We start from the raw sequence: 20,483 nt of genomic DNA, 5'->3' as shown, positions 1-20,483 counted from the left end.
AGAAAAATTAGCCACGGATTACACGGATCAAACGGATTTTAGCTGATTTTTTTACTATTTGTGCGCGTATTATTTTGTCATCCTGAGGCACGAAGGATCACACCAGAAACTCCGCATGCAAAATCGCCAATCTTTGTCGATTTACGAGTGTGATCCTTCGTTCCTCAGGAAAACAAGATTGCGTAAATAAAAAATCCGTTTTCATCCGCGTTTTCGCGAAGCGAATCCGTAACATCCGCGTGCCATATTCCATTCTAAGAATAACAAGATTATGACAATAAAAAAAGTTTGATGAAATTAATCATCAGACCTTTTTTGTTTCCAAAGATCTGACAGGTTTTCAAAACCTATCAGATCTAATATTTAAACTACTAACTTAAACAGAATCGGATTCTTCATTCTTCAATAAAGACAAATGTATTGTAACTCCTGAATGACTTTTCTCTTCAGATAAAACGCTTTCAAAAACTTCCTCAGCTTCCGCTTTTTTATCCAAGCCTAAAAGCCCTAATCCCTGCATGTACAAACAGTGAATTTTATTTCGTTTGTCTAAATCATCTTCCCAAATCATAAGATCCGGAAGCGATACTGCAAAATAGTCGATTGTAACATGATCGTTTAGGTGTTTTTTAGCGTAAGCGACTAATTTTTCAAAACGTTTATCCGCTTCAGATTGCTGGTTTAATTTTAAGAAAGCCAAGCCCTGATAGAAAATTTTATCCGGTTGCTGATCGTTATAGAAAATCGCTGCCGTTGGTTCATCTAATCCTTGTGTTGCTTTGTTCCACCAGTTTTTAGCTTGTTCAGGATTGTTTTTCTTTTCGAAAGCAACACCCAACCAATAATGAATATCATTTTCCTGAGCGCCAGGTAATTTTCCTTCACCTAAATTATCAGGATACGTTTGCGCTTGTTCCAAAAGCTCGATCGCTTTATCGTAATTTCCTTCTGAAATTTGCTGTTTGGCAATTTCGGTTAAAGAAACAAGATATTGTCCGCTTACTTTTCCTTCGCCGCCTTCCCACGGATGGAAAATTCGGTTTTGTAGTAACGTTAACGCTTTGTCGTGTTTTCCTAAAAGATTGTATAAAGCCACTCTTTCTAAGTAAACATCATCACGCTGAATCACCAATTCCAGATGTTTTTCTAAGAAAGCCAGTCTAAAAACTAAATCTCTGTTCAAACGTTTGTACAATTGATCTAATTCCATTAAAATTCTGGAATCTTCCAAATCTAATGAGAATGCCTTTTCTAAACTTGCAAGTGCTTTTTGTTCATTTTCTAATTTATTGTAATACGCCAAAGCCAAATTACGAAGCACCGTTGGGAAGCTATCATCGATCGCAACAGATTGCTCCCAGCAAGAAATAGCATCGTCATAAAACTTAGAAGCGTACCAAAAGTTTCCTAAATAATACAACGCTTTTGCATCATTAGTTTGTTTTTTAATTACATTTTGAAGTACTAAAGCAGCTTCGATCTGATTTGGGAAACAATAATCCGGTTTTGCCTGAGAAGCCATTTTGAAGCATTCTTCGGCTTGACCGAAATCATTTAATTTCTCATAAAATGAACCCGCATAATACCACGCAATTGGGTACGTTTCTTTGTCTTTTAAACCTTCAGATAATAAATTTACCGCTTCGTTGTATAAACCAGCCGCGGCATAATCTAAAGCATATTCTACATACGTATGAATATTATTTCTGATCAATGAGTTGAAATACGCAAGGTCTTTTTTGTTATTGCTTAAAAGGTATTTCTCGTAAAGCAATCCAAAATTGAAACAATCATTTTCTAAATAAGTATTCGCCAATTGAAGTGCTTTTTCTTGTTGATTTAACTTTCTAAGAAAAGCCACTTGCAAATGAAGCGCTTTATGATCTTCGGTATTTTTAGAAATCGCTTTTTTAATGTGTGCCAATGCCAATTCATAATCACCATTTAAAGCATCCAATTGTGCTACATAAAAATAACCTTGATTTTGCCAGGCCGCATTCCACGTTGATTTGTAGAAAGCATCGTAAGCTTCTTTGTTTTTATTTTGATATTTCAGACACAATCCCAGATTGAAATAAGCTTCTCCTTCATACGGATTTGGATTTCGTTGTGTCAATGTTTTAATAGCTGCTCTAAAATAAGGTTCGGCTTCTTCAAACTTTGCTCTGCGCATCAACCATAATCCCATCGCATTATTCGAACGAATATCGCCAGAATCACGTTTGATTGCTTCTTCATAATACGGAATCGGGCTATAAGTCGCGTGTCTGTATTGTTCTAAATGTTGTGCTGTAAGGAATAATTGTTCGTTATTTTCAATATCTTCCGGAGCAAGAGCAGGTTTTGCAGCTTCCGGAATTTCGTCTTCATTTTGTCCTTCATACATCCAGTCTACCAAAACTTTATTATCAGCATCAGTTACTGAAATCGATAATCCTTCTAAAGAGGTATTTTCAAAATCAATCGTTTCTTCGAATGAATTGTACGGCGAAGCATCATATTGTTTTTGGAATAAAACTGTATCATTATTCTTTAAAGTAACTGTTGTATTTGGATAAACGCCCGTTGTATAAGCTTTTATAACCAATTTGTTATTGATACTTTCCAGATTAACCATCGCATTTTTGGTCGCGTTTTTTACGATACCTAAATCACGATAAGGCATAAAATATTGTGTAAAATCTTTTTGTTCACCCGGCATAATCCACGTAAAATCAGGCTGGTTATCCGTGTAAACTCCACACATCAATTCGATATACGGACCATCTTCATCGGTAAGATTACGATCCCAGGCACGGCCAAAATCGCCGTGACCCCAAGTCCATTGTTTTTTTCCCGGAGAAACATGATGATTGGCGACGTGCAATAATCCGCCTTTCGAATCATTTTCATATCCGCCCACAAAATTATATTTGGATGCAATCGCCATATATGACGTTGGAACAGGAATGTTTTTATATCGGGAAATATCAGTTCCCGGCGAATAATCGACTTTATAATACGTTCCTTTCGCAATCGGGAAAGAAGATACATCACGTTTACCATGATCAAAAACAGCATTCACATCCGGCGGAAAAACTGATTGATAATCATCGTTTACCTTAACAGCAGGATTGGCCCACCATAAAAAAGTTTGAGGAAACGAAGTTCTATTGTACAATTGCACTTTAATTTCCAGATACGCTTTGTCTGGATACAATCGGAAACCCGCCATACCTTTGGTTCTAAACATACGCTCGACTTCGCTGCACCAAACCGTTGCACTTCCGTCTTCGTGTTCTTCAATCGTAAAATCAACAGGATCAAAAGTTGTTGGTCTGTGGTGTTGCGGCCAGTTAAATTCGATTCCTCCCGAAATCCACGGACCTGTAAGTCCAACCAAAGCCGGTTTTACCACCTGATTGTAATATACAAAATGACGTTCTTTGGTTTTATCATACGCCATATGAACGCGCCCGCCAAGTTCAGGCAGGATCATTATTTTAACAAACTCATTTTCAAGATAAACGGCTTGATATTCTTTATCGATTTTTTCGTCTGCGATTTTTTCAATAACCGGATACGGGTATACAGATCCGTTACTTCCCTGATATACTCTTTTTTCAATAAATACAGGATTTTTTTCAGGTTTGCCCACCTCATAGGTTGGCAGGATTATTTTTTCCTTCCAAACATTTACTTTTTGCATGATGTAATGAAATTTAAATTATAGAATATTCTTTGATTTTTTATCAGAAACCATCAGCTCTTCAATCTCTTCGAGACTTTTGTTTTTGGTTTCAGGAAGTTTTCTAAATACAAACACAAATCCTAAGGCACAGATAATTCCGTACAACCAGAAAGTGCCAGACGTACCCAGATATTCGTTGAAAATAGGGAAGGTTTGTACTAAAAGTGCAGAGGCGATCCAGAGCGCAAATGTGGCAACTGACATCGCAACACCTCTGATTCGGTTAGGGAAAATTTCTGATAAAATCACCCAGGTAATAGGAGCAAGGGACATGGCGTAGATTGCAATCGCCAGTAATACCAGTAATAATAAAGGGAAACCGGTAACATTAGTATAATAAAAATAACCCAATAAAGCATAGATTACAGCAAGTGCGCCGGAACCGAAAAGCATCAGTTTTTTACGTCCAATTTTGTCTACTGTACCCATCGCAACCAACGTAAAAATCAAGTTGATACTTCCGGTAATTACAATATTCATAAACAAATCATTGATGCTGTAACCCGCCGAAACAAAGATTTCCTGAGCGTAGTTGAAAATGATATTGATACCGCACCATTGTTGGAAAGCAGCGAGAACAATCCCAATTGTTAGAATTGGTAAAGCTTTTTTGTCCAACAGCATTCTGAAATCGGTTTTTTCGGTTTCATGAGAGAACGTTTCTTTTATTTTTACCGAAGCTTCTTTGGCGTAAGCCAAGCCTCCAATTTTAGTAAGGGTATTTTCTGCCGAATCATAATTTCCTTTTTTAGCCAAATATCTCGGGCTTTCCGGAATTAAAAACATTAGAATAAAGAATAAAACTGCGGGGAAAAATCCTGCCCAAAACATCCATCTCCAACCGGTTTGTCCGTTCCAGGAAGCCAGAATTTCAGCGTGAGAATAACCAGCCGGAATAACCTCGGTAATCAACATATTGGTAATTTGCGCGGCAAGAATACCAATAACTACGGTAAGTTGGTTGATCGATACAAAAAGTCCGCGGGTTTCCTGAGGCGCGATTTCGGCAATATATAAAGGGGAAATTGTCGATGCAATCCCAATTCCGATTCCGCCAATAATTCTCCAGATAATAAAGATCGTAAAAGTTTCTGACGCTCCGGTTCCAATCGCCGATATAGAGAATAATACTGCGGCAGCGATCAACATAGGACGTCTTCCGTAACTGTCTGCCAGTTTTCCGGCAACAGCAGCTCCCGCAACACAGCCCACAAGTGCACTACTCATTGCCCAGCCTTGTAAAGCCGGAGAATTTGAAATGCCAAAATAAATTTCGTAAAATGGTTTTGCACCACCTATTACAACCCAGTCGTAACCAAAGAGTAAACCACCCAATGCTGCGACAAGGCTAATTGATAGTAAAAAGGTATAATTATAATTTTTCATAAAAAGGTTTTAATAGCTTTTGTAAAATTAGCGGAATAGGAACCTTTGATTTATGGATATTTTTTTTGAATAGATGGACTATAATACGATTTTTTTTATGTTTATTCTAAAATACGAAAACAATTGCGCTACTGCTTGTATTCGGTGCGATATTGTATGGGCGAAGTACTCATTATTTTTTTGAACAAACGAGAGAAATACAACGGATCATTAAACCCCAAAGTAAAGCTGATTTCCTTAATACTCATAGTAGTGAAGCTTAGATATTGACAGGCTTTCTGCATTTTTAAATAGTTGAAATAATGTATGGGCGAATAGCCGGTTTGCTTCTTAAACAAGGTAAAAAAGTGTGACGATGAGTAATTGAAATAAGCCGCTACATCATTGATTTTTAAGGATAAATCCAAATGCTTTTTCATGTAATCAATTGCGGACTCAATAGTATTATCCTCTGAAAATATCCTGTTTTTTTTGATGAAAAATCGCTCATATAAAAAAGCGTTCAGTAATTGCCATAACGAGAGATTGGCATATTCGAGATTGCTGGCGCTGTAGCCGTCTTCCATAACATCGAGGATGTTTTCAAAAAGTTCGATACGTCTTTCTTCCAGCGATAATTGGGGCGCTGTGTCCGGAAATTCGGTGATGAATTTTTCGTAGAAATGTGGTGCTTGTGGTCCCGTAAAATGCAGCCAATAAATACTCCACGGATTTTGTTTTAAAGCATAATAATCATGGGCCACTTCCGGTGGTATTATATAAAAGGTATTCGCTTTGAGCGTTATGGTTTTATTTTCTTTACTAATAATGCCTTCACCTTTATAACAATAAATCAATATATATTGTTTGCTTCCGTGTTTGCGTTTCATCGAGTGATGGCTTGCATTTGGGAAAACGCCAATATCGGTAAAATACAAACTTGATATAAGTCCGTTATTTTTTATTTCCGAAAGTATGTTTTTAGGAATCACAATCATGCGTTGTCCTAAAAAGCCCTCTTTTACTTTTATCTTTTCCTTTTGTGATGAATTCTTCATTTTTTAGAATCTATTTTTCAAATATCGTAATTTAATCCATGTTTTTAGAAAAAATGTCCATTTTGATGAAAATAATCAGGATTACATTTGAAACATTAGAATAACAATGATGTTTTCAATCTCTTTTTTAAAACAATATGAATCCTATTAATAAGATTGTATACGAACCTTTTGGGGTTTGTGATGGCAAAGAAATCTTTAAATTCAAACTAAAAAATATTCACGGAAATTCCGTTGAACTGCTTAATTATGGTGCCATAGTAAAATCCATAGTTGTGCCGGATAAAAATGGAAAGAAAGAAAATGTGGTTCTTGGATTTCCGACTTTAGAAGGATATTTAAAAGATACGTCTTATATAGGAGCAACGGTTGGGCGTTTTGCCAACAGAATCAATAATGCCGAGTTTTCGATCGAAAATAAAACCTATTATCTCGATAAAAATGACGGTAAAAACAACAATCATAGCGGTTCTGCCGGATTTAATACTAAAGTTTTAGATTTTAGTGTAAACGAAGATTCTGTGATTTTCACTTTAGAAAGTAAAAATGAAGAAGGCGGTTTTCCCGGAAATGTAAGCGCAAAAGTTATTTATAAATGGACAGATAAAAACGAACTTAAAATTGAATTTTTGGCTGTAGCCGATGAACCAACACCGCTCAATTTTACCAATCATTCCTATTTTAATTTATCGGCCTGCGCCGAAAAAATACACCATCATAAACTGAATATTCAGTCGACTAAAATTCTCGAAAGTACTCCGGATTATATTCCGACTGGAAAAATTATTTCCGCAGATAATTATTTGTTTTTTAATTATAAACTAACCGATGTTATGCAAAATAACGGACTGAATATCTATTATGTTTTTGATAGAATTTCGGCAAATGAAAATGCGGTTTGCGAATTGTTCGATGAAAAATCAGGACGATTAATGCGCGTTTACACTTCATATCCGGGCGTGCAATTGTATACCGGAGATTATTTAAATAGCGAAACAATTGGAGAACATTCAAAAAATTACAAAGCTTTTGACGGACTTTGTTTAGAATGCCAATATTATCCGGATAGTCCTAATCATGCCAATTTTCCCAATACAATATTCCAAACAGGACAAGTTTATAACGAAACGATTACTTATGCTTTTGACACTATTTTACTCTAAAAAAAAACATTTAACACATAGAAACATAGATTTTAGGCGTAAAATAAGATGATAAAAAAGAAACATATTTCTTAACACATAGCTATGTGCATTAATGCAAAATGAAATGCCTTTTTATGCGCAATATAAATCTATGTTTCTATGTGTTAAAAATGATTATACCCAACGGTTTAACCAATAAAACTTTAAAAACTAATCTCTAAAAACTATATAAATGAAAAAAATGTTTATTCATCGCTCTTTAAGTTTGCTGCTTCCTGCAATGTTTTTTGCACAGGTCAGCGTTAAAGCACAAAACGAAGGACTTGATCTGAAATCTAAAGATAATTCAAATAAAATCACCTTGTCTTTGGGCGAAGGAGGAAAGCTGTCTTATAACGTTACCCGCAAGGATAAAACCATAATTTTAGATTCTCCGCTTGGTCTGAGTTTAGAAAACAATGATTTTACATCTGGTTTATCAGTTGTAAAAGTTTCAGCTATTGAAGAAAAACGTGAAAAGTATGAGCTTAAAGTGGCTAATAATAAAGTCGCAGATCATGTCTTTAAAAGTAAAAGCATAACATTCAAAAATAAACAAGGCGGTTTAATGACAATAGATATAATTGCAGGCTCAGAAGGCGTTGCTTTTAGATATAAATTCACTGACAAAGAGCCACAAAAGAGAGTGGTTACCAATGAAATTACAGGATTTCATATCGAACAAAATGCAAAAGGCTGGCTTCAACCGTACAATAAGTCTGGAGATTATACGCCGGGTTATGAAGATTTTTATGTTAATGTAAAGTCGGGCGATCCAATAAGTGGTGCACGAAATGAATCTGTGGGTTGGTGTATGCCAGCGCTTTTTAATGTAAATAGTACTAAAAACTGGGTGCTGATTGCAGAATCAGGAGCAGATGGCACATTTCCGGGATGTCATTTGCAACCCGATTCTAAAGGCGGAATTTACAATATCGCATTCGCTAAAAAAGATGAAAAATTTACCCTGCCTTTACCGGATAAAGAAGCTTATCCTGAATCAAATTTACCATGGACAATGCCTTGGAGAGTGATCATGATTGGTGATAAAGCTGGAGATATATTACTGTCGACGATGATTACCGATTTGGCTCCGGCCTCTAAAATTGAAGATACTTCATGGATTGTACCGGGAAAAGCGGCTTGGTCTTGGTGGTCACACCCTGAAGATTTCACGCCTGAAATGTATAATAAGTTTACGGATGTTTCGGCTTCGTTTGGATTCAGATATACGCTTTTTGATGCCGGATGGGAAAAGGCGAATAAAGAAGGAAAAATTATTGATTATGCTTTGTCTAAAGGAGTTCAGCCATTAGTTTGGGGATATTCGGCAGAATATTTTGATTCGCAAAAAAGAAAAAATAGGTTTAAAGAATTGGCTCAAATGGGAGTGAAAGGTGTTAAAATAGATTTTTGGTGTTCAGATCGTCAAGAGGTTATGGCAGCGTTGCAAGGTGTTTTTGAAGATGCCGCCAAAGAACATTTATTGGTAAACTTACACGGTACAACAATACCAAGAGGATGGCACAGAACATGGCCTAATTTTGTAACGGCAGAAGCTATTTTAGGAACAGAAAGTTATTTTTATGAGCCAAGATTTCCTGAAAAAGCAGCAGAACAAAATACGGTATTACCGTTTACAAGAAATGTAGCCGGACCTGCAGATTATACGCCATTTGCATTGACTTTTAGAAAATACACACGTTTGAATACAGCAGTTCATGAGTTGGCAATGGCGATGATTTATACTTCAGGAGTTATTCATTTTGCTGATTCTGAAGAAGTTTTTAATTCACTTCCTGATGCGCTTAAGAATTTATTGAAAGAGATGCCTGCAACCTGGGATAAAACAGAATATATAATTGCAGATCCAGGGAAAACGATTGTTTTATCACGTCAGAAAGACAATCTTTCTTATATCGTAGGGATAAATGGTACAAATGCAGCAGAGCCAATTTCTATAGATCTTAAAAAATACGGTAAAGGTTTTTCGAAATTCAGAGTTATCTCCGAAGGAAAAGATCCTTTAATGGAATTTAAAGTGGAAACGTATCCGATAACTTCAAACTGGAAATATAATTTAGCTCCTAAAGGCGGATTTATTATTCAGTTTATAAAGTAAGTAAGTTTTTTTTTTTAACCGCAAAGCACGCAAAGTTTTTTGCTATGCAGGATTTTATAAAACGCAAAGTTCGCAAAGCTATATGTAGAAATAGCTTTGCGAACTTTGCGTAAAAACCTTGCGCACTTTGCGGTAAAAAAACTTGCGCGGTTAAATAACCTTACGATTAAAATTTCGCCATCCAAAACCAATCAATAATAAATTGAAAAATAGTAAAGGCAAAAAGGCTTTTGCAAAACTAATTTCTGACGGATCATGAAACGTTTCTACTTTAAATTTTGACCAGTTTTCTTTATTAACATCGGCATTATCAAAGATTTTTGGATAAAAATACAAGCGCATTTTTTCGTGAAATTGCTTTGTTTCTTTCAAAAACAAAAGCTGATTTCCTAAGTCTGATTGGGCAATTTCGTTCAGTTGAAGCTGCGTATGCAAAGTAGGAATAAATTGCGCGATAAGCTGACTCGCTTTATTGCGTTGTTGTAATTTATGCTCTAATTCCTGAGATTGTTTCGCCGAATCGTCATCACCTGCTTGTTGCATGGCATAATACCAAAGCCAGCTGAATTCTTTATCCGGCAAAGGATAAGTTTTAAATTGCGGATAATGATTGTAGAATTTATCCATCGTTATTTTTTTATCCATATCCCATTTTTCATGATAGGCATTTCGTTGTTTTACCGTTAGTTCCAAAGCTTCGGGAATTGGGAATTTATTGACAATATAAGTATTGATTACGGCTGGTAAAATAATAATCATAAACAACCAAATCGTTAATAAAATAACAGCATTAAAGTTGGAATTCTTTTGTAAGGAAACAATGAAAAAGCTGATAGCAAACCAAAAAAGAATGTACAGAATTCCGAGCCCGTAAAATGTAAAAAGTGACTGGTTTAACGGAATATTCAAAAACAGGATGGCTATAAAAAGCACGATCGTTAAAAGTACAATCAGACTTAAAATACGGATATAAAACAACTTCAGAATATAAAAAAAAGTGTTTTGACTTTGAGTTACCACAATTTTCCAGGTGCCGCTTTCTTTTTCTTCTGAAACCAGATTATAAGAAAACGCAATGATTAAAAGCGGAAAAAGATAAATCAAAACAAAGCTAAAGTCGATATTTCCGGACAAAAGATTATTAGGATTATTAAGTTCCGAATCGTATTTCTGACCTTCTAAACCACGAATTGTAACACTTTGTATCGACGGGTTTACATCTCGCTGACCAATTGCCAGACTATTAACGGGCAAAGCTGCATTAACCAGCGAAAATTTAATATAATAGAGCAGAAGCCCCATTTCGTCTTTATGAAAAGCAGCATTTCGGGCAATATGTTCTTTTTGATAAAGTGCTGCTTCTTTGATGTTATTTTGTTGCTTTTGCTGAAATTGTTGTCCAATTAAAAGGCTTATAAAACAAATTACTAAAAGGAAAATCAGTCCAATTTTGGTTCCTTTAGATCGTATGAAATTTTTAAAAAGTAATACTAACATATTAAATGGCTTTAAGGTTTTTAGCTGCAATTCGAATCAAAACAAAAAGCATTATTATCCAGAGAATTATAGAAATAACAGAAACAATTTCGGATTTTAGAACCTCCAGAATTCCTTTTGGCTCATAGTGAAATTCGGCTACATCAGCCCAATGTTCTTTATTGATTGTTAAAGGTTTGTCATTAGGTCCGGGCTTTTTATTACTGATGTATTTTACCTGCAAACCATTCATTTTTTGCGCCATGTTGTAGCGATAATCCTCGGCTTGTTTTTGAAAATCGATATACGAATCATAATCTGTATTCGATAATCCCATCGATACGTTTTTTATGGCGATATAGGGATTTAAGAAAGAAACGGTTTTAGAAAAACTATTCTGCTTTTCATAAACCTGAAGTAATTTTTCTAAATGCTGATTGTATATTCTGGAGCTTATTTTTTCGCCTTCGGTCATAATAAATCCGGAATAATTGAAAGGAAGTTTTTGTACCGAATCGACTTTGTAAACACTTAAAAGGGAATCCTTAATGGCTTTATAATGCAAATCATTCGGATTATGACTATCTCCTTGTTTTAGAATATCTTTTTCGATATCGCTCTGAAACTGGATTTTCGATGGCGCTTCAAAAATATATGCTCCAATTGCCTGAGTGGTTCTTGGTAAAATAATGGTAAAAACCAGCCAAATTCCAATCAATGAAATCAATGCTTTTTTTGATGTTTTGCTTGATGCAGAAACTAAAACGGCAATGATGCAAAAGAAAATCAGATAAACAAAATGAAACAAAATAAACAACAGCATTTTGATGGTTTCATCAGCAGAAATGCTAAAATTCTGAAGTAATAACCAGATCAAAACCAATACAATAATTGTGGGAACAAAAAGAATCATGATCACGCCGGCAATTCCGAGTATTTTACCTCTTAATAATTGTTTCCAGCTAATTCCCTGACTTAAAAGCAATTTTAAAGTTCCGTCTTCTCTTTCGGCTGCGACCGCATTAAAACCTAAGAAAAATATCAATAACGGCAATAAAATTTGTAAAACCATAGCAATACTTATTTCTCCAAATCGAAGCATACTGTTCGAAAATCCTGCTTCAGAGAAATTGGCGGTATTTTGTTTGTGCGCTTCAAGAAAAATGGCATTCCCGAAAAACGGTTCCATTCCAAATTCAAAAACACTGAGAGGTGTACTTTTTCTGAAGGCAAAATTCCCGTAATGCGCCATTCGATGCGGGTTTTTGTCTGGATTTTTCAACCAGTCTTCTCTGGATTCGTGCTGGTATTTTTCGCTGGTTTCGTTTTGATTGCTGTAATTTTCCCAACCTGAAAACGCAGCATAAAGTAAAATTATCCCAATAAAAAGGGTGATAATAAAAACTGCCGTATTCTTAAAAACGGAGTTCTTTAAATGTTTGGCGATTAAAATTTCTGTGTGTAGTGATTTCATACCAATTAAAATTTATAAGTTACAGTCAGGCTAAAATTTCTGGGAGCACCGGGAAATAATCTCAGGTAATTCTGAGCACCTAACCAATATGTTTTATTGAATACGTTACCCGCATTAAGCGCAATTTGCATATTGCTTTTGTTGGGTTTGTAATAAACAGCGGCATCAAAAACGGTAAAATCAGGAAGAGTAAAAGCTCTTGTAAACCACGGCACTTTGCTGCTCTGGTATTGCATGCCAAAACCAATTCCTAAATCCTTCAAACCCGAATCGGAATTGAAATTATAACGCGTCCATAAATTGGCGCTGTTTTTTGGTGTATTTTGCTTTCGGGCACCAATTAGCGAAGCATCGCGATCGTTTGTAATTTTGGCATCGATATAACTGTACGAAGCATTTATTTGCCAGTCGGCCGTGATATAACCTGCCAGATCACACTCGAAACCACGACTTCTTTCAGCACCTCTGGTAACCAGTAAATCGGGATTGACCGGATCATTGGCATTCATCAAAATATTACGCTGATTGATCTCGTAAACAGCGGCATTAAAACTCATCGAATTATTGAAGAAAGTCGCTTTTAAACCCACTTCTTTCAAATTACTTTCAAGCGGATCAAACAAACTTCCGGCAGGTAAAGACCCCGTTTGTGGCATCAAAGTCACCGTATTCGATTGTGGCTGATAACCTTCAAGATAAGTTGTGTAGACATTAATTTCATTGTTAATGGCATAAGTGACACCCACGCGAGGCAATAAAGCCGACTTTTTAACCGTCAATTCATTGTTGGATTCATAATTGGTAATGTCTTCAAACCATTCGTTTCGCAAACCCAGTAAAAAAGTAAATTGCTCCCACTGAATCTGATCCTGAATATAAATGGCATTTGTCGTTGTCAATGCTGATGGCAGCGCTGTTCTAACATTTAAGGTATAATCATCTGCGCTTGTAATGGTATACGCTGGATTATTCAGATTGAAATAATTGACATTGGGTTTTGGTAAAAGCACACCATCAATCGTCGTCGTTTGATAATTGGCAGCGTTTGCCGGAACAAAAGTACTCGCTACAGTTCCGTCTTTTAATACATAACCTCTTGCTGCATTTTGTCCGCCGCCCTTTGTTTTATTCCAGGAACTTAAATCGTATCCAGCCAATAGTTTATGTTTGATTTTTCCGGTTTTTAGATCGAAATTAAAATACGCACTCAAATTATCGATATCCCAATATTGCTGGCGTTGCACAAATTGCATCATGGCCAGACTGGTTACAGGCTGATTGTTCATATCAACCGCAAAACCGTTTGTCGTTCTGTGTTCCTGAAGATCTTCTGTCCAGGATTGTTTCATGTATTGGGCATTAAAACCTATTTTAGAACTGAATTTATGGGCAAAACTCGTCGTAAAAATCATTTCTTTCGACTTGAAAAAATCACTGGGAGCGCCCAGATTTAGACTAATTGGTGTTTTATTTAAATTCGTAACTCCTGCAACCGCACCAAAAATAGGCTGACCACGATCGAGAATTCCGGTCATGTCACTCAATATCAATTCAGTGTTAATCGCCGTTTTTTCATTTGGAATATAACTGAAAGATGGAGAAATCAAAAACGACTTATTATTCACTAAATCACGAAATGATTTGGCTTCCTGATACGCTCCGTTTACACGATACAAAAGAGTTTTAGATTCGTTAAGAGGTCCTGTAAAATCTAAGCTTCCGCGGAAAGTACTAAAACTCCCCACACTCAGACTAACTTCTTTTCGATCAATAGATAAAGGTTTTTTAGTCACCAAATTGATGCTTCCGCCCGGATCTACAGAAGAAAATGTGGCACTCGACGGACCTTTAATCACTTCAACACGTTCGATATTGGTAGTTAAAGGCTGTAAAAAGTAATATTGACGCGTTCGCATTCCGTTGATGATCTGTCCTTCTTCATTTTGACTGATACCGCGAATCGTGTACTGATTGTAATAACTTGCAGGGATTACGCCACTGGCCATTTTTACGGCATCGGCAAGATAAAAAGCACCTTTATCAGCAATTAATTCTTTGGTAATTGTCGATATAGATTGCGGAATATCCTTGTTTAATGCTGCGGTTTTGGTGGCAGCAAACGAGTAATCACTATTGTACTTTTTTGACGAACGACCAACAATTTCAACTGTTTGTAATTCATTTCTGGCCACTTTTACGGAGTCTGGTGCAATGCTGTCTTTGGTTTTTTTGTTAATGATTTGAGATTGTACGCATTGAGTACCAATGATTAAAAATATGAAAGGATATATATGTTTCATTTTATGTTAATGGAAATTATACTTCCTTTTTTATACCGTTTGTAAATACAAATCTTCCAGTTCATTTGCCGATATTTTATCAGCTTCAATAACTGTTACCAGATTGCCTTGTTTCATGATCCCAATATGTGAAGCCACTTCTCTGGCTCTGAAAATATCGTGTGTAGCCATCAAAATTGCCGTTCCGTCTGCAGAAAGTTCTTTCAGGATTTGCGAAAATTCGTTTGAAGCTTTTGGATCTAATCCACTCGTAGGTTCATCCAGCAACAATACTTTTGCTTTTTTGGCAATGGCAATGGCAATACCTACTTTTTGACGCATTCCTTTAGAATATCCGCCAAGATTTTGTTCGTGAGCTGTGACTTGTAAACCTGCTTTAGTCAGGAAATAAGTCAGTTCGCCTGTAGAATATTTAAATCCGGCAAGAGACGAGAAGAACTTCAGGTTTTCTAAACCGGTAAGATTAGGATATAACATTACAGTTTCAGGAATATATGCAACATATTTTTTGGTTTCCTGAGCATTTTCTTTAACCGAGATATTGTTGATTTTCAATTCTCCTTCTGTTGGCTCAATAAAACCAAGAAAGAGATTAATTGTTGTCGTTTTTCCGGCACCATTCTGACCTAAAAGCGCAAAGATTTCACCTTCTTTAATGGTTAAATTCAATTTGTTCAAAGCAGTATGATGGCCATATTTCTTGGTCAGGTTTTCAGCTATAAGCATAGTTTTTATGTATTTGGAGTGATTTAATTTTGTTTTTTAGTCGCGGTTTTCAGTCGCAGTCTCAGTCTCAGTCTCAGTCTCAGTCGCAGTCTCAGTCTCGGTCTCAGTCGCAGTTATTGAGAGTCGCAGTCACAGTTTTGATTGTGACGATAGGGATAGTTTACTACGGTTTCTGTAGAAAGAAATATTAGTATTTTTAAATAAGAATGAGCAGCTAATCTTAATAAAGTGCAAAAACATAGCCAACGGTTTCAACCGTTGGGGCGCATTTATTATCACCTTTATTATCACCTTTATTATCACATTTCAATATGAATTTTTCAATATGAGATTTCATTGTCAATAACTTATCCCAAGATTGAAATCTTAGGCTATTATTGAAATAATAAAAAGAGAATATTGCATTCTTTATCACTCTTAAATGCTTAATTCTAAAGCTAAAATGTGTGTTGATCCGTAAGAAGTATTCTTAATTTTTCGAATAAAATGTAGTAAACTAAATTAGGGCAGGAGGTGCTCTAAGGGCAAAAAGACTGCCTTTAAAGAAAGTTGAAGCGATTTTTGTATAAAAGAATACATAAGTAGTTTCAGTATTTATCTTGTGAAAAGATAAAGCTTGAAATGCGTTGGGAATAAAGGTACTAAAAGCAAAGTGGCAAACGTGGCAATTACTATCAACAGTATGGCTGTGTGTGATCTGTTTTTGCCCCTCAACATATTGATGATCACAAGGTTTCTCTGTTAGTTGCTTGTAAACATGCTCATAAGAATGCACAGTCTGAAACAGCATTGCGAACAATACAGTCAAAGACATAAAAAGATTAATTAAGACAATTTTCTTTTTCATTCTTGTTTTGGAAATCCTCTGTTTATGGCGAGTACATGAGTTTTTAACTAACGCAACTCGGTTGCAAAGATAGATATCTTAATTAAAAAAGTACCGGAATTCAATATTAATTTTAAAAATAGAAACTGAACATAGTAAATGCTACTTCTTAAAAATTGCTGTACAACAATTGAAGTGTATGAAAATCAGAAGAACCGTCGAAATATTTATCTAATACTTCCTCGAATATCGGTTCAGAATTCTGAACGCTGGCAAACAAAGTCATACACGATTGTAATTTTTCGTTATCAGGATTTCCAAAAATATCTTCAGCCGTTTTTTCACCTGTTTTGATTAATTCGGCAGTAATTTCGATAAGGTGTTTTCCCAGAATTGGATGCTCAAGAAAAGCGATTGCTTCATCGGCATTTTTAATTTCGTAGAATTTCGAAGTATCACAAGACCCAAGTCCTTTTATCTGCGGAAAAATAAACCACATCCACGGAGATTCTTTCTTTCCTTTTTTTATTTCTGAAAGTGCAGACAGGTATAATTTATTTTGCGCGTCAAGAAAACGAACCAATTCTTTATTATTGTAAGCCATTATTTACTGATTTTGTTTGGGGCAATCAGGTCGTAAAACTACTGAAAATAAATAGAGTTAAGTATTCTGAAAGTTTTTTTACGTCTCTTTTTTTTCTATATATTAAGCGGGAAATTATCTGTAGTATTTATCGGAAATTTTGGCTGGTTGGAGAGCAATATTTGTTTTAGAAGTAAAGAAAATAATCTCGCGCAAAGGCGCAAAGGCGCAGGGTTTTTATTTGATTCTTTTAAGTTTTTAACTTGGCGCCTTTGCGTCTTTGCGTGAAATTGTAGGTGTATATAAAAGTAGCTTTAAAATAATCGCGCAATTCCGATAGCTATCGGCAGCAGAGTCGCAAAGTTTTGATTTTGATTTTAAATCATTTTAATCCTTTAATCTGTGGCAAAATAAAACCTTGCGATCTTTGCGAAAAACCTTTGCGACCTTCGCGGTTAAGAAAAATCGAATAATACTAAACTTCTAATTATATAAAATGTTTTCACATTATTATTCCTGTTAACAAAGCTGTTTTTTGTTATATATCCGGGAAATGGTTAGAAATCTTGTTATAATATTTCTATTTTTACTCATAGAGTATTATTATCTGCTTAGATAATAATGGATTTTTTGATTTGACATTAGTTGCAAAAAATGTCAATTTCTGTAACGGGCGTTCTGTCCAATAAAAAAATAAAATATGAAAATAGGATTAATCGGATTTGGAAAAACTGGAAAATCAGTAGCATCAATACTACTTGAAAACAAGAAATTTTGCCTGGAATGGGTTTTAAGACAAAGTACTGTTTTAGAACACAGATCAGTGCCCGAATTTTTTGGAATTCAGTCAGACGAACCCGGACTAATCTATTCCAGTTCAAAAACTACGATGGAAGAGTTGTTAGACAAACATCCGGTTAATGTTATTATTGATTTTTCGTCTAATGAAGGGATTTATACGTATGGAGAACTTGCCGCAAGCAGAAACATTAAAATTATTTCGGCCATCTCACATTATAAAGACAAAGAATTGCAATTATTAAAAAAACTAGCCCATAAAACTACCGTATTTTGGTCGCCGAATATTACACTTGGAGTGAATTATTTACTTTTTGCTGCAAAATTTTTAAAGAAAATTGCGCCGTGGGTGGATATCCAAGTCAATGAAGAGCATTTTAAAATGAAACAAGGAACATCCGGAACGGCGGTTAAAATTGCAGAAGCTTTAGATATTGATAAAGAAAATATCAATTCTGTCAGGGCAGGAGGAATCGTAGGGAAACATGAGGTCATCTTTGGTTTTCCGTATCAAACAGTTCGATTGATTCATGAATCTATTTCGAGAGAAGCTTTTGGAAACGGAGTTGTATTTGTAGCTGAAAATTTAGAACACAAACAAAAAGGATTATACAATTTTGAAGATATTCTGACTCCTTATTTTGCAGTTTAGATCTTGATTAATCTCAAAATAAATTATAAAAATGATCAAATCGGAATAGCACTAATTATTCCGATTTGATTTAATTATTTCTGTTTTATTCGGTCATCGAGCCAATATTATGATCTTCAGGAGCACCTTGCTCAAGTCGGGTTAATTCATCGCAACTTATAATTTTTCCCTCAGCGATTCTAAATTCTCCTAATACATGAATTTTTATAATATTGCCATCATTTTTTGTGACGATAACGTCATGATTGGTAAAAACAAGTTCATCTTCTGCAACAATATTCCTGAATTCACAGTGATGTTACTAATAATACTTTTTTGCGCTTTCATATGCTGAATAAAACCTGAATAATCAAGTTGTACGCCATCAACATTTTGCTGATATTTCGAATGAAAAAAATCGGCAATAATTTTTTCGTCTACTATAGTTCTTTCTACTACCTGCGTAAATGTATCTTTTATTAATTGTTTGTTTTTGATATTCATTTCCTTTGTGATTATAATTGACTGCAAAGAAATGATTAGGCAGAATGGTCTGCAATATCATAAATAAGGTTTTGATTGGACAATTTGTAGTTCGAATCAATAATTACTTCTATTTTCTACTATTTTCCCTAAAGGAAAGAGGAGTGAGACCGGTTAATTTTAAAAACAATCTTGAAAAATAGGCAGGATCTTCATAACCCAGATTAAAGGCAATTTCTTTAACTGTATAAGTTGTAAAGAACAGTAATCGTTTTGCTTCAAGAATTATTTCCTGCTGAATCCAGTAACTAAGAGGCATTCCCGTATTCTTTTTTACCACCTGATTAAGATACGCAGCCGATATATTAAGTTTGCCGGCATAATCCTTTGGACTTTTTATAGTTCTGAATTCCTTTTGCAATAACTTTTTGAATTGATATGTCAGTGTTTCAGAATGATCAGAGTTTTCGTTTTTCTGAAATTTTTGGTCAAATGTTCCAGCAAATAAATTCACTAATGCATTAGCAAGGAATTTTATAATATTAAAATCATATTCCTCAGATTGAGGATTTAGGATCATTAATTCCAGTAGTTGAATAGTGTTTTTTATTTTCATTGCCCAGCCATCATCAAATTCACAAGTAATATTTATGCTATACAACTGGTCAAAAATATTGCGAACATAATCAGGAACCAAATCACTATCTAAAGCGATAAGATATCCTTTCGATTCAAAATTAGAAATCTCATAATGCACTTGCCCGGGGAAAATACAACATGCAACACGGTTATCAAGTTTAATTTCTTTAAAATCAATCATCAAAGAACTCGTTCCGCTTTCCTGAAAAATAAAAATATAATTTTCGTCTCTATGCGCTTGTTTAACACGAGTACTAGCAATGTTCCCGGACATATTTCTAATAAAGATTCCCCGTTTAGAAAACGTTTCTAAATTATATACAGGAATATCTTTTTTTGAATGCATAAGTAAAGATTTGAAAGTATTGTAAAGATAGTTATCCCGATTAAAAAACTTAGCATTTAATCTCGCAATCACGATGTTTATCGGGAACGAAGGCACAAAGTTTTTTTAATAAGGTTTAAAATAATCTTGTCAATTTCAATTACAATAAAAAACTTTATTTCCTTTAATATTCAAACCCGACAGGTTTTTAAAATCTGTCGGGTTTATTGTATGCGCTAATTTGATTCGAATGATAATTAATTTAAATTTATTTGATATATCAAATAAATAATTATCTTTGATGTATCAAATAAATTATAATATGAGTCAGAAAACGCCAACCGGAACGGTTCTCTACACCATAGAACAAGCCATTAAAGAATACAGGAAAGTTTGTCAAAAAAACATTCAAAAGGTTGTGAGTGATATTACAGTCGATCAATGTTTGGTATTAATTATCTTAAATGATAATGCAAAAATTTCTCAGATAGAGATGGCCAGATTAATTTTTAAGGATAATGCCTCAGTAACCAGAATCATCGAATTGATGGTTAAAAAAGATTATCTGACCAGAGCAACAGATGAACTGGATAAAAGAAAAACCAAACTTGAAATCACTGAAAAAGGTCATAAAACAATTGTCTTACTGACTCCTGTTTTTAAGCTCAATAGAAAAACTGCGCTTGACGGATTATCTCCTGACGAAATCCAGTTATTAGATAAAATCTTAAACAAAATAATTTTAAACTGTAAAACTTCATAA

The 20,483-nt window shown here is 34.9% G+C and carries 15 protein-coding genes; 4 read left to right on the top strand and 11 right to left on the bottom strand.

Going from position 1 to position 20,483, the window contains the following annotated elements; all coding sequences use genetic code 11:
• Positions 1 to 376: 376 nt before the first annotated feature.
• The 3 genes from ACIDC4_RS01345 to ACIDC4_RS01335 form a co-directional block, all read right to left on the bottom strand.
• Positions 377 to 3,688 carry a DUF5107 domain-containing protein gene (locus ACIDC4_RS01345; protein WP_412043314.1) on the bottom strand — a complete coding sequence of 1,104 codons (3,312 nt, stop codon included), beginning with the start codon at positions 3,686 to 3,688 and terminating at the stop codon, positions 377 to 379.
• Between the two features lie 18 nt (positions 3,689 to 3,706).
• Positions 3,707 to 5,116 (bottom strand): sugar porter family MFS transporter, encoded by a 1,410-nt coding sequence (locus tag ACIDC4_RS01340; RefSeq protein ID WP_412043313.1) that lies wholly within the window; start codon positions 5,114 to 5,116, stop codon positions 3,707 to 3,709.
• Between the two features lie 128 nt (positions 5,117 to 5,244).
• Positions 5,245 to 6,153 (bottom strand): AraC family transcriptional regulator, encoded by a 909-nt coding sequence (locus tag ACIDC4_RS01335; protein ID WP_412043312.1) that lies wholly within the window; start codon positions 6,151 to 6,153, stop codon positions 5,245 to 5,247.
• Positions 6,154 to 6,290: 137 nt separating this feature from the next.
• On the opposite strand from ACIDC4_RS01335, the gene ACIDC4_RS01330 reads away from it, so the two are divergent.
• Entirely contained in the window at positions 6,291 to 7,316 is a 1,026-nt protein-coding gene (locus ACIDC4_RS01330) for an aldose epimerase family protein (protein ID WP_412043311.1), read from the top strand.
• A gap of 214 nt (positions 7,317 to 7,530) precedes the next feature.
• A complete protein-coding gene (locus tag ACIDC4_RS01325; protein ID WP_412043310.1) occupies positions 7,531 to 9,459 on the top strand; it encodes a glycoside hydrolase family 97 protein in 1,929 nt (642 codons plus the stop codon).
• Between the two features lie 150 nt (positions 9,460 to 9,609).
• Here ACIDC4_RS01325 and ACIDC4_RS01320 read toward each other — a convergent pair whose 3' ends face one another.
• The 6 genes from ACIDC4_RS01320 to ACIDC4_RS01295 form a co-directional block, all read right to left on the bottom strand.
• Positions 9,610 to 10,956 carry a DUF3526 domain-containing protein gene (locus ACIDC4_RS01320; RefSeq protein ID WP_412043309.1) on the bottom strand — a complete coding sequence of 449 codons (1,347 nt, stop codon included), beginning with the start codon at positions 10,954 to 10,956 and terminating at the stop codon, positions 9,610 to 9,612.
• Position 10,957: 1 nt separating this feature from the next.
• Entirely contained in the window at positions 10,958 to 12,409 is a 1,452-nt protein-coding gene (locus ACIDC4_RS01315; RefSeq protein WP_412043308.1) for an ABC transporter permease, read from the bottom strand.
• A 5-nt stretch (positions 12,410 to 12,414) separates the two neighbouring features.
• Positions 12,415 to 14,709 carry a TonB-dependent siderophore receptor gene (locus ACIDC4_RS01310; RefSeq protein ID WP_412043307.1) on the bottom strand — a complete coding sequence of 765 codons (2,295 nt, stop codon included), beginning with the start codon at positions 14,707 to 14,709 and terminating at the stop codon, positions 12,415 to 12,417.
• Between the two features lie 30 nt (positions 14,710 to 14,739).
• Positions 14,740 to 15,435, bottom strand: a complete 696-nt coding sequence (locus tag ACIDC4_RS01305; protein WP_412043306.1) for an ABC transporter ATP-binding protein — start codon at positions 15,433 to 15,435, stop codon at positions 14,740 to 14,742.
• A 496-nt stretch (positions 15,436 to 15,931) separates the two neighbouring features.
• Positions 15,932 to 16,282 (bottom strand): hypothetical protein, encoded by a 351-nt coding sequence (locus ACIDC4_RS01300; RefSeq protein ID WP_412043305.1) that lies wholly within the window; start codon positions 16,280 to 16,282, stop codon positions 15,932 to 15,934.
• Positions 16,283 to 16,430: 148 nt separating this feature from the next.
• Positions 16,431 to 16,865, bottom strand: a complete 435-nt coding sequence (locus tag ACIDC4_RS01295; RefSeq protein WP_230037633.1) for a DUF1810 domain-containing protein — start codon at positions 16,863 to 16,865, stop codon at positions 16,431 to 16,433.
• A 679-nt stretch (positions 16,866 to 17,544) separates the two neighbouring features.
• Between ACIDC4_RS01295 and ACIDC4_RS01290 the strand changes: the two genes are divergently transcribed.
• Positions 17,545 to 18,294 (top strand): 4-hydroxy-tetrahydrodipicolinate reductase, encoded by a 750-nt coding sequence (locus tag ACIDC4_RS01290; RefSeq protein WP_412043304.1) that lies wholly within the window; start codon positions 17,545 to 17,547, stop codon positions 18,292 to 18,294.
• A 204-nt stretch (positions 18,295 to 18,498) separates the two neighbouring features.
• On the opposite strand, the gene ACIDC4_RS01285 is transcribed toward ACIDC4_RS01290, so the two are convergent.
• Entirely contained in the window at positions 18,499 to 18,777 is a 279-nt protein-coding gene (locus tag ACIDC4_RS01285) for a hypothetical protein (protein WP_412043303.1), read from the bottom strand.
• A 109-nt stretch (positions 18,778 to 18,886) separates the two neighbouring features.
• Positions 18,887 to 19,741: a helix-turn-helix domain-containing protein gene (locus ACIDC4_RS01280; protein WP_412043302.1), complete on the bottom strand. Its 855-nt coding sequence runs from the start codon at positions 19,739 to 19,741 to the stop codon at positions 18,887 to 18,889.
• Between the two features lie 301 nt (positions 19,742 to 20,042).
• Between ACIDC4_RS01280 and ACIDC4_RS01275 the strand changes: the two genes are divergently transcribed.
• Positions 20,043 to 20,483 (top strand): MarR family winged helix-turn-helix transcriptional regulator, encoded by a 441-nt coding sequence (locus ACIDC4_RS01275; RefSeq protein WP_488381122.1) that lies wholly within the window; start codon positions 20,043 to 20,045, stop codon positions 20,481 to 20,483.

It is taken from the genome of Flavobacterium sp. C3NV, assembly GCF_046825355.2.
Taxonomy (GTDB): Bacteria; Bacteroidota; Bacteroidia; order Flavobacteriales; family Flavobacteriaceae; genus Flavobacterium.
This window is presented reverse-complemented; position numbering and strand designations above follow the sequence as displayed.

Coding starts and splice junctions, on each gene's coding strand:
- ACIDC4_RS01345 (WP_412043314.1), bottom strand. CDS start 3,688: ATGCAAAAAGTAAATGTTTGGAAGGAAAAAATAATCCTGCCAACCTAT.
- ACIDC4_RS01340 (WP_412043313.1), bottom strand. CDS start 5,116: ATGAAAAATTATAATTATACCTTTTTACTATCAATTAGCCTTGTCGCA.
- ACIDC4_RS01335 (WP_412043312.1), bottom strand. CDS start 6,153: ATGAAGAATTCATCACAAAAGGAAAAGATAAAAGTAAAAGAGGGCTTT.
- ACIDC4_RS01330 (WP_412043311.1), top strand. CDS start 6,291: ATGAATCCTATTAATAAGATTGTATACGAACCTTTTGGGGTTTGTGAT.
- ACIDC4_RS01325 (WP_412043310.1), top strand. CDS start 7,531: ATGAAAAAAATGTTTATTCATCGCTCTTTAAGTTTGCTGCTTCCTGCA.
- ACIDC4_RS01320 (WP_412043309.1), bottom strand. CDS start 10,956: ATGTTAGTATTACTTTTTAAAAATTTCATACGATCTAAAGGAACCAAA.
- ACIDC4_RS01315 (WP_412043308.1), bottom strand. CDS start 12,409: ATGAAATCACTACACACAGAAATTTTAATCGCCAAACATTTAAAGAAC.
- ACIDC4_RS01310 (WP_412043307.1), bottom strand. CDS start 14,709: ATGAAACATATATATCCTTTCATATTTTTAATCATTGGTACTCAATGC.
- ACIDC4_RS01305 (WP_412043306.1), bottom strand. CDS start 15,435: ATGCTTATAGCTGAAAACCTGACCAAGAAATATGGCCATCATACTGCT.
- ACIDC4_RS01300 (WP_412043305.1), bottom strand. CDS start 16,282: ATGAAAAAGAAAATTGTCTTAATTAATCTTTTTATGTCTTTGACTGTA.
- ACIDC4_RS01295 (WP_230037633.1), bottom strand. CDS start 16,865: ATGGCTTACAATAATAAAGAATTGGTTCGTTTTCTTGACGCGCAAAAT.
- ACIDC4_RS01290 (WP_412043304.1), top strand. CDS start 17,545: ATGAAAATAGGATTAATCGGATTTGGAAAAACTGGAAAATCAGTAGCA.
- ACIDC4_RS01285 (WP_412043303.1), bottom strand. CDS start 18,777: ATGAATATCAAAAACAAACAATTAATAAAAGATACATTTACGCAGGTA.
- ACIDC4_RS01280 (WP_412043302.1), bottom strand. CDS start 19,741: ATGCATTCAAAAAAAGATATTCCTGTATATAATTTAGAAACGTTTTCT.
- ACIDC4_RS01275 (WP_488381122.1), top strand. CDS start 20,043: ATGAGTCAGAAAACGCCAACCGGAACGGTTCTCTACACCATAGAACAA.